Origin of the sequence: Treponema sp. OMZ 857, assembly GCF_024181085.1 — a bacterium.
GTDB lineage: Bacteria > Spirochaetota > Spirochaetia > Treponematales > Treponemataceae > Treponema.
Window position 1 is genome coordinate 2,692,815 of the sequence record NZ_CP051147.1, and the last position, 16,156, is coordinate 2,708,970.

Consider the following 16,156-nt stretch of genomic DNA (forward strand, 5'->3'; position numbering starts at 1 on the left):
TTGATGGGAAACCGAGATCATCGATTTAGAATTTTAGCGGTCTTTTTAAGTATACTGTTTTTTTGTATCGGGATTATCTTGACGCTCGGCATTTTTTTGCCGATTGCCGGACTGACTCAATCAAACTATGGATTGTTTGCCGTAGGACTGCGCGTATTTTCGGTATACGGTTTCTCTTCTTTTCTGATTCCGCTTCTCTTTTTATATGGAGCCGTATTATTGCTGATTCCCGGCTGGACGCGCGAATCTAAAGCGGTTTTGCTCGGCGTCCCGCTCTATTTTGTTACAGCCATCATCGGTGAGCGGCTTATCTACGCTTTTGCTCCATCGGTTTCCATTCCGCTTGTCCGGCAATTTGTAACCGTTTCGATATTGATCTGTGCGCTGCTGCTTGTCTGCTTTGAAATCTTTTTAATGCTCATACTGAGCGAAAAGCTATCAAGCAAACACTTCTCTCTGAGCACCATTCCTACGGAAGATACCGTTTCCGAAAACGCTGAGCCGGATAGCAGCGATACGAAAGATACAACGGCGTCTTTTACTCCGCCGGTACCGGCACCAGAAGACACACCGACGAATTCACCGGAAGAAAACAGTACTGAAGCTCCGACTTCTGTGGAAAATGATACGGACACAACATTCACAGCTCCGATCAATACGGCCGGTACGGTTCAAGAACAACCGGAGGCAGCCGCTGTATCCGGCTCATCTACGGATACGGAAGAAACGGCGTTTAATCCGCTCTCGGCTGACAGTACCGTTGATACCCTTAACGAACATACTACCGATACACTTGAGTACCGCTCCGAACAAGATATATCAATTGAAACCGGCATTCCGGATACTGAAGATATGTACAGCGAAACACCACAGAGTGAACCGATGCATTCTGCTCAAGCGGTAGATACTCTTGAACCTACGGATATGGAGGAAGATGATGTGCAGCCGCTCCCGCTGTCAACTCCATTATCAGCCGTTATGGATATGCAGGAAGAAGATACTGCCCGTCCGGTATTTGACCCCTCCGATCCGAACAACCTCTTTGCAAGCTTAGAAGAAATTACCGCTCCGGTTGAACGCATCAAACAGACCGGCCATTCCGAAGCACAGCACAATCCCTTGCCGCAGAGAGAAGACGCGGCGACTCCTATACCGCCGGAAGACGATGTACCGGCTGCATCGGAAGAAGTCGCAGATACCATCGCTCAAATGGATATTATTCCCGAAGAAATGATTTCGGAACAACAATCGATAGCCGCAGCTTCTCAAACAGAAGCCGAGTTTTCCGATACCAACAGCGCTGCTGAAACCGAAAGCGCCGCCGAGCCGGATATGCCGCTTGTTTTTGTAAACGGCGTACCGCTGCCGAATGAACGCTCAGACCTGCTCGACACAATGGTGGTGATCGACTCGGAAACGCACACAAACTCAAAAACTATGCAAGAAGAGCAATCCGTTTCATCGGAAACCGGCAGCATCACCCAAAACCGGACGGTAATGCAGGAGGAAACTGCGCCGGTTGCGCCGGTTGAAGAGTTCCAAGACGAAACGTTTGTATCCGATATCGATATCAATGAGGCAGATGTACCGGCTGAAAATATTTCGGAATCGGATATCGCCATTGACGGTTTGGATATACAGGATGAAGAAGATATCGATGACAGCGAGACTGATATCGGCGCCGAAGCCGCACAGGATACTGATGAGAAGTTGTTAGAAACCATCGAACAAACCGTACCGGTCATTCCGGCGAAACCGGTACCCCCGCCGCCGCCGCGGAAAAAATATGCCATCCCGTTTGATCTTTTAACGAATTACCCCGACGGTGAATACTGGATTGTTGACGATGCGACACGACGGGCTGCACTCATGTTGAAATCGACCTTTAACGAATTTAAAATCGATGTGTCCATCACCGGTATCCGTAAAGGGCCTGTCGTAACAATGTTTGAAATGTTGCCTTCGCCGGGTATCAAACTATCCAAGATTACCAATCTGCAGGATAATATCGCATTGCGTCTCGCTGCCTCCAGCGTCCGTATCGTTGCGCCTATTCCGGGTAAACACGCAGTCGGTATCGAAGTTCCCAATAAGAAACGCTCTATCGTCAGCTTTCGGGAACTGATAGAAACCGATTTGCCGGAAGCCGCTAAGATGGCCATTCCCGTTGCTCTCGGAAAAGACGTAACAGGCAATCCGCAAGTCCTTGACCTTGCACAGACCCCACATCTACTCATTGCAGGCGCAACCGGTTCGGGGAAATCAGTCTGTGTTAATTCAATCATATTGTCGATTCTCTATAACCGCCGTCCCGATGAGGTAAAGCTGATTTTAGTCGATCCCAAAATCGTCGAGCTCAAGCTCTATAACGACATTGCACATCTTTTAACCCCCGTTATTACCGAACCGAAGCGGGCATTCCAAGCGTTACAATATGCGCTCTGCGAAATGGAGCGGCGCTACGCCTTACTCGATAACATGGGTGTGCGCGACATAAAAACCTTCAATGCGAAAATCAAATCGGAGCGGATTGCGGCGGAAACCCTGCCCTATATCGTCATCATCATCGATGAATTTGCAGACCTTATGGCAACATCCGGTAAGGAGCTTGAAGCTACAGTCGCACGCTTGTGTGCAATGAGCCGCGCAGTCGGTATTCATCTGGTGCTTGCAACACAACGCCCCTCCATCGACGTCATCACCGGTTTGATTAAGGCAAATATTCCGAGCAGAATTGCTTTTATGGTTGCATCAAAAACCGATAGCCGAATCATCCTGGATGAGATGGGTGCGGAAAAACTGCTGGGAAAAGGTGATATGCTGTACGTAAGCGCCGCTCGTCCGTTCCCGACCCGTATGCAGGGAGCCTTTGTTTCCGAACAAGAAGTAGAGCGTGTTGTCGCCTGCGTGAAGGAATACTGCGAACCCGAATATATCGATGAAGAAATCTTTGTCGATGATGATGACGAGCCGTATGATAATGCCGTGTTCTCTGACGATAACGATCCGCTGTATGAGCAAGCATTGGAAATTGTTACCTTTGCAGGCAAAGCGTCTGCTTCCTATGTACAGCGCAAACTGAAAATCGGGTACAACCGCGCGGCTCGTCTTATCGAAGAGATGGAAGCCCGCGGCATCGTCGGCCCCGCAAACGGTTCAAAAGCCCGCGAGGTCATCAGACGAGTGTAGGGATGCTTAATAATCCCTTGTTAAACAAAAGAACGGACGCAATACGGTCTTCGGCCTTGTCGATCGGCAAGGTCTTCTTTTTGAAATGACTTCCCTTACTTACACCCGACCAGTATCATGGTTCGGGCGCGTTCGTTATAGGGGGAGCGATCAAAGTCTCCGTATATTTCGACGGAAGTAAAACCGGCAGACAGCATAAGCTGCCGTAATTCGGTTGCGGCATAGAGACGCTGCACAAAGGTGTGGTCTGCCTTGAGTCCGTCTTTTGTGTAGAGCTGCCAATGCGAACGTAAGCCCTCCCATGCGCCTTCTACCGTAAAATCGGTGAGTACGGTATACCCAGCCCGCTCAAACCATTCTCCGGGAGTAAAATCCCGCACGGCTATTTCCCGTCCCACCATTTCGAGGATAAAACAGCCGCCTTTTTTTAGGGATTGCGCAATATTACGGATAATGAGTGCATCTTCTTCAATGGTTTTGCAATAGCCGAAACTGGTATACATATTGACTGCAATATCGAAGGCGGCGGGGCGTACAAACTCTCGTAAATCCGCTTGCACCCATTTGATAGTTACATTTTCTGCCGCCGCTGCCTCTGCCGCTGCATCTAAGAACGGCTTGATAAGATCGACACCGGTAACCTGCGCCCCAAGAACGGCAAGTTCAACAGCGATACGGCCTAAACCGCATCCGGCATCAAAAATTTTTAACTCCTGCGGCGGACGACCTATCCCTGCAAGTGTAAAAATACCTTCGGCAACGGCGGAAGCCTCTTTCCATCGCGAGGTGTCAAACATGATAGGGGCATACTGTACCCAAAAAGATTCATTTTCAAACCAATCGTTCATATCGAATCCTCACGCACCTCTGTTTTTTTTCCCCAGCTGCCGTTTGTATTACTGCGAATTGGCATCCGTATCGGTTGATAAAAACGCATCTAAACCGGAATTCCGATTCACGCTGCCATCGGCAATCAATTTTTGCTTCAACACATTGGCCCGATGATTTTCAGGATCAAGTTTCAGCGCCCGATTCAACAGTGCAATTGCTTCCGGCATCCCATTGCGTTCGGCATATATCCGCGCGGCTTCGTAGAGCATCTTACTCTGTGAGCGTTTATCGGAAAGGAGCTCCGCAGCGCGGGAGAAATACTTAATTGCCATATCAGGTTCATTGCGGGCATCATAGATATAGGCTTGGTCAACCGTGGCAGGAATTTTATAGCGGTTCTCCGTTTCCACCTCGGCAAAATGCTTCAGCGCCGCAGTCGAATACCCCTGCACCGCACGCCGGATACCGTTGTAGAATACATCTTCATCATGATTATCAGCCTTATCAATTCCGAAACAAGCGTTAAAATCACCTGAAGAAGCAAAGTACCAGCGTGCATACGCCTTGATCAACGGATTGTGGGGATGTGCTTCCAGAATTTTCCACATTTCTCCGTTTCCCTGTGTATAGTTTTTCGGCTGGACATAACGGTACCGGAAGTCTTCCAGCAGGAACCGTATATCATCACTATCGGCCGCCATTGCCCCCTCAAGCACTTGCTCTGCAGAAAGCGTAAAAGCCGAAGAAACAAACAAGTTTTTTTCCATCTCTAACGAGAAAAAATCTTTGCTTTGCAGATACTCATCCAACGGATTGTTTTGATTATGTACTGCATTAATAGCGGAACAAGCACGGACATACTGTGCAACAGCCGGATAATATCCCGGATTTTGCGAAATACAATCAATCAGAACTTCGGCTTTTTCTTCTTCCGTAGCGGCAGTCATCGCTAAGTTATAAAACACTTCGCTTGAGGAATCCGTATAACGATCGACATATATGTGCCAAAAACCGCGTGCCTGCTCCATATCACCAAGCCCTGCGCTTGCATCGGCAGCAAGCAAAAGGTGACGGCGGGCGTATTCAAAAGCTTTAGGATTATTTTCAGGAATACCTGCCATGTCGGCATACGCGAGCGAGTAGACTAAATCATCCAGTACCGGCTGGAAGTTTCCCATATCATAAGCCAAACATGACCAAAAATAGGGGGAACGCAGCGCTTCTTCTTTGGCGATCCGGGAACGGAGCGCAGCAGCTTGTGCAATGTCGCCTTGATGAGCAAGCATTACGGCAGCATTCTCCAAGAAAATATGTTCGCCCGTAAGCCGAAATCCCTCTTGCCAAAATGAAACGGGTGTCCGGTACGTTCGTTTTTCCTTATCTGCAAGGATAAGCGCCTCCGTCCCAACACCGGCATAAGAAGTACCGAGCAAAGATTCAGCAGCCGCGGCCGCATCTTCTATCCGGTCTTCCCGTATCAGTGTATGAGTAAGAGCCGCTTTAAGCATCGGATCATCGGGATATTTTTTCAGACCAGCCTGAATTGATTGTAAGGCTTGCACGGGACTATGCAGCCGCAATTCCCGTTTTGCAATGCTTAAATACTGAATAGGAATCTGTGCTTTTTTACGCAATGCACGTAAGCTATTCAGCGCTTTTTGAGTATTACCTTCTTGCACAACACCGTCAATGACATTCAGTTTTTGTTGAAAAAGCTCATTTTTATCTGTTTTTGAACATGCTGCGGCAATGACGCAGAGGAAAAGACTTCCTATAAGGAAGAGATTAGTTTTTGTCCTTTTCATAAGAGCAGTCTAAACACTCTCGTTTGATACTGTCAAGTACTGCGTTTACAAACTTGAAGGAATCATCGGTACCATACGTGCGGGCTATGGAGACTGCTTCGTTAATCACTATTCTGGGATCGGTATCTTGTTGGAAGAGAAGCGAATAAGTACCAAGCCGAAGAATCGCTTTGTCAACCAATTTAAGCCGATTAAAATCCCAGTTTTCCAAGTTTTTGGTAATGAGGCTATCGATTTTATTGATATGCTCAACAGTACCCAAAAAAAGAAGCTGCGAAAATAAAAAATCTTCGTCATGCACCTCTTTACCGGTACGTTCCTCCCAGGGAAAGAGCAATAAATCATCAGGAGGCAATGATCCTGCATCCCAAGCAAATAATGCCTGAAACGCCAGGATCCTCCCGCGTCGTCTTCCGATCGCCATTTTTACCACGAAAGCGTTTTTTCAAGATCGGCGCCGGTTTTGAATATGACGAAATTATCAGGTTTACGGAGATCATTGGTTACCGAAACCAACGCATCGTTAAGCGCTTCATTTTGACGCTGCATGATCACCATCTGTTTTATATATTCGTAGAGACTGACATTCCCGCCGGGTTGTACGACATCACTTAAACCGAGTATTTTCGCATCTTTTTTCTCCAGAACAACAAAGCACTGGTAATTAACACCCGTTTCGGTTATCGGAGACACCTCGCCTACTTTCATGTTAAAAATCTTGAGAAGTTCTTCCATCGGAATACCGAGCTGTTCGGCTGCCAATGCGGTTTTACTGACAAACATTTCTCCAGCTTGATAAGCTGAATTCTTTTCCTGCGATTTTGTACGGATATCAGCCGTTGCCTTCGGGTTTGCCGTCAGCTTTTTCTGAATATCTTTTATCGTTTTTTCCGCAGTACTTGCTTTGTCGCCTTTCGGGGCTACCACAAGGAAAAGCTGTACTGTGTCAGGCTGCACGAAAGACTGTTTATTTACCTCATAATACGAACGGATTTGATCATCGCTCGGACTGGGAATCGATTGCAGCTCTTTTTGTTTTTTCTGCATCACATATCTTTGCGCAGTCAGTTGGGTTCGTAAAAAGCTCTTAAACTCAGCAAGGGTCATACCGTTTTGTGCTTTCATATATTCGTCAAGCGACATATTCGTTTTTTCTTTAATAAGTTTCGCAAAATCCGCTTCGGATACCTGCTGACCCAATTGATTGGATACGTATTCGGTGAAGTAATTGTTTACTTCCGAATCCATGATTTTTATCCCGTCTTTTTCAGCCGCTTGGACGATCAACCGTTCATTGATAAGACCATCCAGCGTTTGCTGCCGTTCCGGAACGGTCATCTTCCGTCCGATTTCCTTTTCTAAGGCTGAAACACGGGTTTTAAGCTGACCAAGCGTAATAGGTGTCCGACCACTGAGTTTCACCTCTGCAATAGGCAGCAGATTAGTTTGGGCAAAAACGCCGCTTATAGACAAACTTAATACAATAAACAATGTAATTACAGGTTTTTTCATCATATCCTCTTCAGGTTTTTGATATTAGTAAACAACCGAACCGCCAGTAAGTTACTTACAGATCCCGTGTGTCCTATTTTGTAAGCACCGCACGGATACGTCTAATCCCGGCCGATGACGATTGTTCTTTCTGGATTACAAACCGGCCGAGTACTCCTGTGTGTTCTACGTGAGGGCCGCCGCATACTTCTTTGGAAAAGTTCCCGATGGAGTATACTTTGACGGTATCTTCGTATTTTTCACCGAAGAGCGCCATCGCACCGGATTGTTTTGCTTCTTCAAGCGACATTATTTCCATAGTAACCGGTAAATCAGCTTGGATCTGCTCGTTGACAATGCGCTCAACTTCCGCCTTTTCTTCGGCAGTCATTGGTTGCGGATGAGAAAAGTCGAAGCGGAGCCGTTCTACCGTAATATTAGACCCTTTCTGTTCAACATGATCACCAAGAACCATTCGCAGCGCCTTATGCAAAAGATGCGTTGCCGTATGATATGCAGTGGTTTGCTCGGAATGATCGGCTAAACCGCCCTTAAAAATTTGCTCACTGCCCGCACGGGATAGTTCTTGATGCTTCTTAAAGGCCTCTTCAAATTCCGCTTTGTCAACGGTTAACCCCGATTCCCGCGCAAGCTCTTCGGTAAGCTCGATGGGAAAGCCGTACGTATCGTAGAGTTTAAAGGCAAGCCTGCCCGGGATAATTTTTTTAGCATTCTTTAACAGGTTCGGCTTCATTTTTTCATATTCCGCCTCGCCTTTTTTCAACGTTTCGAGGAAGCGTTTTTCTTCCGCCTCAAGCTCGGCAGTGATGACCGCTTCTTTTTCTTTTAATTCGGGATATGCGCCCTTGTACTGCTCAATGAACACCTTTGCCGGAGTTGCCAAAAAAGTACCTTCGATACCGAGTTTCCTGCCGTGGCGAACAGCCCGTCTGATAATACGGCGGAGTACATACCCTGCTCCGATATTGGACGGCAGCACCGCTTTCGGGTCTCCCAAGATAACGGTAGCGGCTCGCGTATGATCGCAAATGATACGGACGGATACATCTTTTTCAGCATCGCTGCCGTATTGGTAGCCGGTTATCTTTTCGATTGCGGCAATCAGCGGGGTAAAAATCTCGGTTTCGTACACGGATTTCTTGCCTTGCAGCATCGCAACGGTACGTTCAATCCCCATACCGGTATCGACACAGTGCCGCTCCAGCGTGTGATACGAACCGTCTTGTTCCTTGCGATACTGCATAAAAACATCGTTCCATATTTCGACGTATTTACCGCAGCTGCAACCCGGACGGCATTCGGCGCCGCACGCAGGCTTTCCCGTGTCGATGAACATTTCGGTGTCGGGACCGCACGGACCTGTTTCTCCTGCGGGACCCCACCAGTTATCCTCGCGGGGCAAAAAGTGAATCCGTTCTTTCGGGATACCGTGCTTTTCCCAAATCTCCGCCGATTCGGTGTCGCGCGGCACTTTGTCATCTCCTGCAAAGACCGTTACCGAAAGGAGATCGATCGGGATATTAAGATATTGCGGACTGGTTAAAAATTCAAAACTGAATCCGATTGCTTCTTTTTTGAAGTAGTCGCCGAGCGACCAGTTTCCCAACATTTCAAAAAAGGTAAGGTGAGAAGCATCTCCTACCGCGTCAATATCTCCGGTACGGATACACTTTTGATAGTCTGTTAAACGGTTTCCGGCAGGATGCGGTTCGCCCATCAAATAGGGAACAAGCGGGTGCATACCTGCGGTGGTAAACAATACGGTAGGATCATTTTCCGGAATTACCGACTTACCGGAAATTTCCACATGATTTTTGCTTTTAAAAAATGCAATATACTTGGAACGAAGTTCGTCTGCTGTAATGTGTTTATTCATATCCTATCATAGTAAGAAAAGATATTGAGCCTGTCAACTGTGCTTTTGAAAATATGCATACCGTCTACGGCGTTGCTACACAAAAATAAATGCTCGACGTACAACAAGTACGCCTCCACTTTATTTTTGTTCGCGCCTTGTATCCGGTATCACTATTTTCAAAAGCGCTGGCTATGCAGAACGGACACGGCTGTCCGGGGTTTTACACAGCAGCGAAAAGAGGCGGCGGCAGTTCCGGTGCACAATTTTGCATAAGTGTTCTACCGTACATTGCCGGTATTCGCTTGCAGCTTGATAGGTATACGGAATATTTAACGGGGTGTTTACCGCCCGCCTAACCGGTTGAGGGGCGAGGTACGGGGCATCCGTCTCCAATAGTAGTTTATCGTTAGGCACCATGCGCACCAGTTCCGCTATTTCAGAACCCGCTTTCGCATTGTCAGTGTATGTGATGGTACCCGGAAATGAAAGATACCAGCCCCGTTCTAAAAAAGCTGCGGCTTCCTTCTTCCCATAAGAGAAACAGTGAATGACACCTCGATGCCAGCCTACTTCGTCGATACAACGGAGCGTCGGTTCAAAACCGTCGCGTGAATGAATAATCACAGCCAATCCGTACCGTTTGGCAAGGGCAAGCTGTTCTTTAAAAAGCGTTTCTTCACCGGCGAGATCACCGGTTCCCGTACCCGTTGCTCCTGCATGGTTCCAATACCGGTCGATACCGCATTCTCCGACTGCCGTATACAACTGTCCGCTTTTGAGGATTGCTTGAATATCGGCTTCAAGCTTTTGCAATGCCTCTGCCTGATGTTCAATAGCGGCACGCCCCGGCCACAATCCCGCAGAAAAATGGATAAAATCGGGTATAGAGCCGTCTTTGCCGCAAGCTTCCGCAACGGCATTATACCGTGGCGTAAAATCTTCGGCATCGGTTCCTATATCCATTATAAAAGGATACCCTTCTTCCTGCATTGCTTTCAATATAAGCGGAAAGTGTGCCGTTTTTTGAGAAATATGGTGTAAATGACAATGAGAGTCTGTAAACAATCTTGACCGCCTCTATAATTTCCGGTATAGTATATCATCTTTGCCGGAGTGGTGGAATTGGTAGACACCAGGGACTTAAAATCCCTTGACTGGAAACGGTCGTACGAGTTCAAGTCTCGTCTCCGGCAGCTTCTTTCATCTTCTGCCTTATCTCTGCACAATGTTTATATAGCATCCCGTATCATCAAGCTTCAAGCTCAATAGAGTATATTTCCCGTTAATTCCTTAAAAATGCTTTCCTCTTTTGCACTTAATTTTTTTTCTTGTTTTCCGATACTGTCTATATGAAGCTATGGGAGGATCTTATGAGAAAATACCATGTACTGTCAGCTCTAGTGGGGGCATTGTTGTTATTACCCCTTGGAGCGGAAGAATTACTCACAGCAGAAACTTATGCATCTTATTACGGAGAGGCTTTTAACGGCCGGCCGACGTCAAGCGGCGAAATTTTCGATATGAATGCCTATACGGCAGCCCACAAAACACTGCCGTTCGGAACTTTTCTTGAAGTAACCAATCTTGAAAACGGGAAAAAAGTGGTGGTACGCGTAAACGACCGCGGCCCATTCGTCCCAAACCGCGAGATAGATTTATCAAAAGCTGCCGCTAAATCGTTGGGAATGATTAGCCGCGGTATTACACGAGTTTCGATTAAAAAGGTTGATTCGCTTGATCATGCAGCACTCGTTGCGACAACTGATGTTTACAGCGACACACCGGCAAAATCTGCACAAAAAGAAACGCCTCTCGCCTCAGGTACGCAACCTGAAGTAGTGCCTGTTCAGAAGGAGGCGGTGTCCGACATACCTGCTAAAGGTTCCGGGACAGCAGCAGAAGCGCAAACGGCACCGTCTAAAGTAACACAAGCTCAAGCATCGCAGCCTAACACAACACAAAGACAACCGGCATCTGTAGATCAACAAACAGCAAAGCCCGACACCGTCAAAGGTGTTGCAAACCGTTCAGCTTCCGCACAACCGGCACAAACTCCGGCTCCGGTTTATTCACAAGGTACTTCAGGCGTGTTGTGGAGAATTCAGCTGGGCGCTTTTGCACGGGAAGAAAATGCGCTGCGGCTTGTTGTCCAACTGAGAAAAGCAGGATTCGACCCTGCGTATGAGCGTACTGAAAAATCGGTACGGGTTGTTCTTCCGGGTATACAACCTGACGATCTTGAAAAAGTAAAAGAAGCACTGGCAAATCATTCCTTCATCGACTACGTAATCAGACAGGAAAGCTGGTAAGCCGGTTTTTTATCAAAGTAAATGTATTAGATAAATCGACAACTCCGAGACGCAAGATGCAGGGGTTGTCGATTGTTATGTGCTATAACGACCATGTCCCCGGCGACAGATGTGCTCCGTAACCAGTCATTATTTCTGCTTTAAACTTTCCCCGCCAGCAAAATCTTTGTTATAAAGAGCTTTCTCCTTAACTTTCGTACTTCAAGTATTGGGCTATCTACTTTATTTCGTAGCCTGTCCCAATTTCTTCCTTCCATGTCCACCCTCGCTCATTGTAATTATTCCATTCCCACTCTCTTAAAGTGCCATACTTCTCAAATTGTTCTGCATTGTTGATACAATAGCTTTTTTGAAATCTCTCACCCCAATAATCTTTTGGAGCTATATAGTAATTTACCGATGTTTCAACAATCCGTATAACTTTTTTATTAGGATTCGTTCCATCTTCATAGCCAACAAATAAATGGTTTAATCCACCAGTTGCTTGATTATTATGCCAAACAAAAACAGTTAGTGGCATAATCTCATAAAAGCGTACTGCTTGGTCAATACAGTTTATCTTTCCATCTCCATTTACATCACGGAGCGTTGCATGAGCACGCTTTAAGGCTTCCTCTACTGTCGGCTGCTTAAAAGGTTTTGAATGATAATAAATATAATTTTCATATCTTTTTTGCTCTGCCGGTTGAGCTTTCTTACTTTGTGGAGCTGCCTTTTTTTCATTTGTTTTGGCATAGCTTTCCACTTCTTCCGCCCATTTCTTGCATGCCGGATAAAAGTCTTGCTTTTCAAGCCATTCTTGCCGCTCTTTCTGCTGATATTCTGCTCTTATAGCATCCATCTTTACATCGATTGGTCTTTCTACTTTGACGCTTTCAGTTTTCTTTGCTGTAAACTTTTCTACTGTAGAAGTGTAGCAATTTTTAACTGATACACATACCCAAATACAGATTGCTATAAGAATAAGTGAACCCCACGGAATTTTAGAATCTTTTTTGTCCTTGTATTCATAATAAGCATTTGCTTTTGCAAGGGCAAACGCTTTCTCATCCGGTGAGGCATTATAGTTATCCACATTGTACACACATCTTGCACAATTTCCATTGCAAGAACCCTCACGCTGCCGGTGAAAGCAAAGCTGTGCAACATTCACTAAATCAATATTCTGTTTTTTAGTAGACCTTTTACGGGGCGATTTTCCTTTCGACTGTGCATTGTGTTCAGTATTTTTCGCTGCGGACTGTGAAGAATGCGGGCCTGATAAGCCGCTACTGCAATACCTACACTTAATAGCTCTCTTTTTTATTTGTTCACCGCAGTAAGGACATGTTTTATATTCACCGCTCTGTTCCATCGTTTTATCTCCTTCGGTATAAACCGTATCAAATAGAGGTTATCAAATCCGCATCCTCCCGAAACGACAGGGAAATCTTCAATACTATCGGGGATGACGATATCGCCGCCTTTCCCAACGTACTTTAAAATAACTACTCCCGTACCATCTCCGTTTAAGTCGCACTCAAAGTCCGAAGCGGGAGAGACATTTTGCGCTACCGCTTGTACCGTATCGATACCGCTGAGCAAAATAATAGACAGTACCGCCATAGAAAAAAGTTTTTTATTCATTTTTTATAGCTCCATATACAGTAGGTAACGATTCCGGTAAGTCTCGTTTACAGTACCGGCATTTAATAGCTATCTTTTTTATCTGCTCACCGCAATACGGGCAGGTTTTGTATTCATCGCTCTGCTCTATCATTTTATTTCCTTCGTTGTAAACCGTATCAAACGACATGTTCTCTATCAAATAATACCGGGTCGTTTTGTACTGCCTCCATTTTGCCAGATGCTCATTTACTACAACATACATATAATCGACTTCGTCAACGAGCGCCATGCTGACATCGCAGCCGCGTTGTGCCATTAAAGCCTTTACGGAAGATGCCAAACGGATATTGGGTTGAGACACTTCTATATTATCAAAGTCGATAACATAACCGAGCCGCTCTATCCAATGCGGGACAATGTGGTTACATATTTCGAAAGTATCTCCACCGTGGTAAGTTTGGGTATCATAGAGCCAATAATGCAGTCTGCGCCCCAGGACAATCGCATAGCCGTCTTGTTCGCGGTACGAATCGGCAAAATTGTTCTGCACCCCATCGGCTTTTGAACCGTAAAAGTACTTACCGTTTAAGATTGTTTTTTCGGTATACGACCAATCATACATCGGTGACATCTAATCCTCCCTGTGCAAAGCATAACGCTGTAATTACAATAAATAGTGCAATCATTATTCGATTTTTCATCTTTAATCTTTCCTCATATAACTTGAATTAACTGATATCTTATCCCCTGCATCATCTTCTATTTTGACACAGATGATAAAGCCTTCTCTTATATCGGAATCAGGGGCGGTCGTGTCTATTAAAATACTGTACACTTCATTTTTGGCGAGATAATATTCCTTAAGCGCTTCGCTAAACAGCCATATTATTTCTTTGGGCAATTTCCGAGTATTGTGGACGCTATATCCTAGCCCGCGTGCTCCAGCTTGTAGCATATCCACCGTGCTATCAAGTAAATTACCATCCGTATCATCTCCGATGAAAGTGATTGAAGCTTCTCCGGAATATCCTGTTTCGTCGTCGTAATAGTATTTCCAATTTTCGGCATACACCGCGCCGATAAAAGCAAGCATACACACGAATAAAAGGCAAATCTTTTTCATAGCACCTCCTCTCTTGCATTATTTACGGTATCGCCGTTATTTCCCGTCAATGCTTGTATCAATATGCTTTTGACCATACATACGAACGGATACCGATATCTTAGCTAAAATTACAAAAATCCCGATAGGAAAAAGCATTTCCCATCGGGATACGTGGTGATACATGATGTTTGCGGTAAGCAAACCCGATAGTTCAGCCCCGCCGTAAACGGCAGGGCTATAAACAGAAGCGTTGTCGTTTATCCTTTACCTTTACCTGTCTTACATTTTCACATTAAACCTGAATACCGGTCCGACCTTTAGAACAAAGGTATTGATAAAATTTGAATCTCTAGTAGTGGTGAGGAATAAAAAAGAATTTATGGCCGTCGCCTCAATTCCAACTAAGTCGGTAAAGAAATACTTTACGCTTAGATACAGGGGAATGGATATGCCAGCCTCGTATATTCCCTCATAGCCGGCTTCAATACGATAAACCCCACTCCCCAAGCCGATGGCAGGAACAAGATATCCATCTTTAAACGGCTCAAAGGTATATCCGACAAGTGCATTTATAAGGAATGACACAGCCTTTTCAGGCTTTGCTGATGCAGAACCCGCCTCTGTTTTCAGTGTGAGCTTACCTCCCATTCCAATCTCAGCATCAAGCATTAATGTTGTTCGTTTCCCACGGACTCCAAAACCTGAAGCCGTAGGCCATGGGATACCGATCATCGTTGCATTCAAACCAAGATCAAATTGAGCTATGGACAAAGTACCATTGATCTTTTTTTCCGGGTATACGGCTGCCGAAAGCCCTATTGCCGGCGACATATTAAATTCCAACTGATCAGATGCAGCCTTGTCTTGCTTTTTGGCATCCTCCTTTGCCTCTGCTGCAAAAAGGGTGCTGCAGCACATAACGACTATTACTACAAGTACTGTAACAATTTTTTTGCTTTTCATACAAAACTCCTTTCAGAATACTTTCTTCCATAATACCCCCCCCCCCCCCCTCAAAAGTCAAGAGGAAAATTCAAGATAGGCAAGGCAAATATAACGGAAATACTTAAAGCAGACGTATTCTTTCTATATGAAATTTCGGAGGTGTAAGGGGAGCAGCAGTAAGGTTAGCGAGAAAGTTTGATTCCTTGACAATTATTACGTGCATTATTATATTTTATACGTAGGAGAAGGCTATGCAAAAAAAACTGACACTTAATATCGATGATGAACTCATTAACTTCGCCCATACGTATTCCCGTCAAAACGGTTTATCCATTTCGAAGCTATTTGAACAGTATTTAAGCAAATTAAAAACAAATAATCAAACACAGCCGCTCCAGTCAAAGGTGCAGGCTTTATACGGAATCTTTCATAACTCACCCATTCCGGATAAAACCGAATTAAGGCAAATATTCAATGAAAAAAGTACTCATTGATTTAAATATCATTCTTGATTTTTTAAACAAACGAAATTTTCATCAAGAAGCTGCGCGACTCATTAATATGTGCGCTGAAAGTGTATTAACGGGGTACATTTGTGCACATGAAGTTACAACATTATCATATTTTTTATTCAAAGAACAAAAAGATAAAAATAAAGTAGTGACTACTATTTCAACATTGTTTGATATTTTTCAGATTATTCCAATTGATGAAACAATACTGAAAGCTTCATTACTATCACCAATAACGGATTATAAAGACGCAGTAATCGAAGTCAGTGCCGTTAAATTCAATATTGATTATATACTTTCCCGTAATATTTCCGATTTTAAATTATCACGCATTCCGACATACACACCTGAGCAGTTCTTTTTATTGTGATAGGGAATGGATATACCAGCACCGTCTATTCCCGAAATGCAACTTCCAAGTGTCTTTTTTTCTTTTACACAATCCTTTAGATAATAATTAATTATATTCTGATACGGCATAC

Annotated in this window: 15 protein-coding genes and 1 tRNA gene; 5 read left to right on the plus strand and 11 right to left on the minus strand. The window is 45.0% G+C overall.

All coding sequences use genetic code 11. The features are described from left to right. Nucleotides 1-3 precede the first annotated feature (3 nt). Entirely contained in the window at nt 4-3,189 is a 3,186-nt protein-coding gene (locus tag E4N66_RS12230; RefSeq protein ID WP_253728238.1) for a DNA translocase FtsK, read from the plus strand. Nucleotides 3,190-3,284: 95 nt separating this feature from the next. On the opposite strand, the gene E4N66_RS12235 is transcribed toward E4N66_RS12230, so the two are convergent. The 6 genes from E4N66_RS12235 to E4N66_RS12260 all read right to left on the minus strand — a co-directional run bounded on the left by E4N66_RS12235 (nt 3,285) and on the right by E4N66_RS12260 (nt 10,260). Beyond that, complete coding sequence (locus tag E4N66_RS12235) at nt 3,285-4,037, minus strand: class I SAM-dependent methyltransferase (RefSeq protein ID WP_253728239.1); 753 nt, start codon at nt 4,035-4,037, stop codon at nt 3,285-3,287. A gap of 48 nt (nt 4,038-4,085) precedes the next feature. After that, nucleotides 4,086-5,825, minus strand: coding sequence for a tetratricopeptide repeat protein (locus E4N66_RS12240; RefSeq protein ID WP_253728240.1), 1,740 nt, complete (start codon nt 5,823-5,825; stop codon nt 4,086-4,088). Next, nucleotides 5,806-6,249, minus strand: a complete 444-nt coding sequence (nusB, locus tag E4N66_RS12245; RefSeq protein WP_044014219.1) for a transcription antitermination factor NusB — start codon at nt 6,247-6,249, stop codon at nt 5,806-5,808. Before nusB ends, E4N66_RS12240 begins: the two co-directional genes overlap by 20 nt. A 2-nt stretch (nt 6,250-6,251) precedes the next feature. Continuing rightward, entirely contained in the window at nt 6,252-7,337 is a 1,086-nt protein-coding gene (locus tag E4N66_RS12250) for an MOSP complex formation periplasmic protein, TDE1658 family (RefSeq protein ID WP_253728241.1), read from the minus strand. A gap of 73 nt (nt 7,338-7,410) precedes the next feature. Continuing rightward, nucleotides 7,411-9,213 carry an alanine--tRNA ligase gene (locus E4N66_RS12255; protein ID WP_253728242.1) on the minus strand — a complete coding sequence of 601 codons (1,803 nt, stop codon included), beginning with the start codon at nt 9,211-9,213 and terminating at the stop codon, nt 7,411-7,413. A 171-nt stretch (nt 9,214-9,384) separates the two neighbouring features. Further along, the gene (locus E4N66_RS12260) at nt 9,385-10,260 is read right to left on the minus strand and encodes a TatD family hydrolase (protein WP_253728243.1); all 876 of its coding nucleotides are present in this window, start codon (nt 10,258-10,260) and stop codon (nt 9,385-9,387) included. A 42-nt stretch (nt 10,261-10,302) separates the two neighbouring features. Here E4N66_RS12260 and E4N66_RS12265 point away from each other — a divergent pair. Continuing rightward, nucleotides 10,303-10,388 (plus strand) — tRNA-Leu (locus tag E4N66_RS12265). A 177-nt stretch (nt 10,389-10,565) separates the two neighbouring features. After that, a complete protein-coding gene (locus E4N66_RS12270) occupies nt 10,566-11,504 on the plus strand; it encodes a septal ring lytic transglycosylase RlpA family protein (RefSeq protein ID WP_253728245.1) in 939 nt (312 codons plus the stop codon). Nucleotides 11,505-11,721: 217 nt separating this feature from the next. Here E4N66_RS12270 and E4N66_RS12275 read toward each other — a convergent pair whose 3' ends face one another. The 5 genes from E4N66_RS12275 to E4N66_RS12295 form a co-directional block, all read right to left on the minus strand. Next, on the minus strand, nt 11,722-12,858 hold the full coding sequence (locus E4N66_RS12275; RefSeq protein WP_253728246.1) for a zinc ribbon domain-containing protein: 1,137 nt from the start codon (nt 12,856-12,858) through the stop codon (nt 11,722-11,724). Next, nucleotides 12,807-13,130, minus strand: coding sequence for a hypothetical protein (locus tag E4N66_RS12280; RefSeq protein ID WP_253728247.1), 324 nt, complete (start codon nt 13,128-13,130; stop codon nt 12,807-12,809). Before E4N66_RS12280 ends, E4N66_RS12275 begins: the two co-directional genes overlap by 52 nt. Continuing rightward, entirely contained in the window at nt 13,123-13,743 is a 621-nt protein-coding gene (locus tag E4N66_RS12285; protein ID WP_253728248.1) for a zinc ribbon domain-containing protein, read from the minus strand. The genes E4N66_RS12280 and E4N66_RS12285 overlap by 8 nt, the downstream gene beginning before the upstream one ends. A gap of 72 nt (nt 13,744-13,815) precedes the next feature. Further along, a complete protein-coding gene (locus tag E4N66_RS12290) occupies nt 13,816-14,235 on the minus strand; it encodes a hypothetical protein (RefSeq protein WP_253728249.1) in 420 nt (139 codons plus the stop codon). 261 nt (nt 14,236-14,496) lie between these two features. Then, nucleotides 14,497-15,180: a DUF2715 domain-containing protein gene (locus E4N66_RS12295; RefSeq protein ID WP_253728251.1), complete on the minus strand. Its 684-nt coding sequence runs from the start codon at nt 15,178-15,180 to the stop codon at nt 14,497-14,499. Between the two features lie 233 nt (nt 15,181-15,413). Here E4N66_RS12295 and E4N66_RS12300 point away from each other — a divergent pair, with 233 nt between their 5' ends. Further along, on the plus strand, nt 15,414-15,656 hold the full coding sequence (locus E4N66_RS12300; RefSeq protein ID WP_253728252.1) for a DUF6364 family protein: 243 nt from the start codon (nt 15,414-15,416) through the stop codon (nt 15,654-15,656). Then, nucleotides 15,637-16,044, plus strand: a complete 408-nt coding sequence (locus E4N66_RS12305; protein WP_253728254.1) for a PIN domain-containing protein — start codon at nt 15,637-15,639, stop codon at nt 16,042-16,044. The genes E4N66_RS12300 and E4N66_RS12305 overlap by 20 nt, the downstream gene beginning before the upstream one ends. The last annotated feature ends 112 nt before the right edge of the window (nt 16,045-16,156 follow it).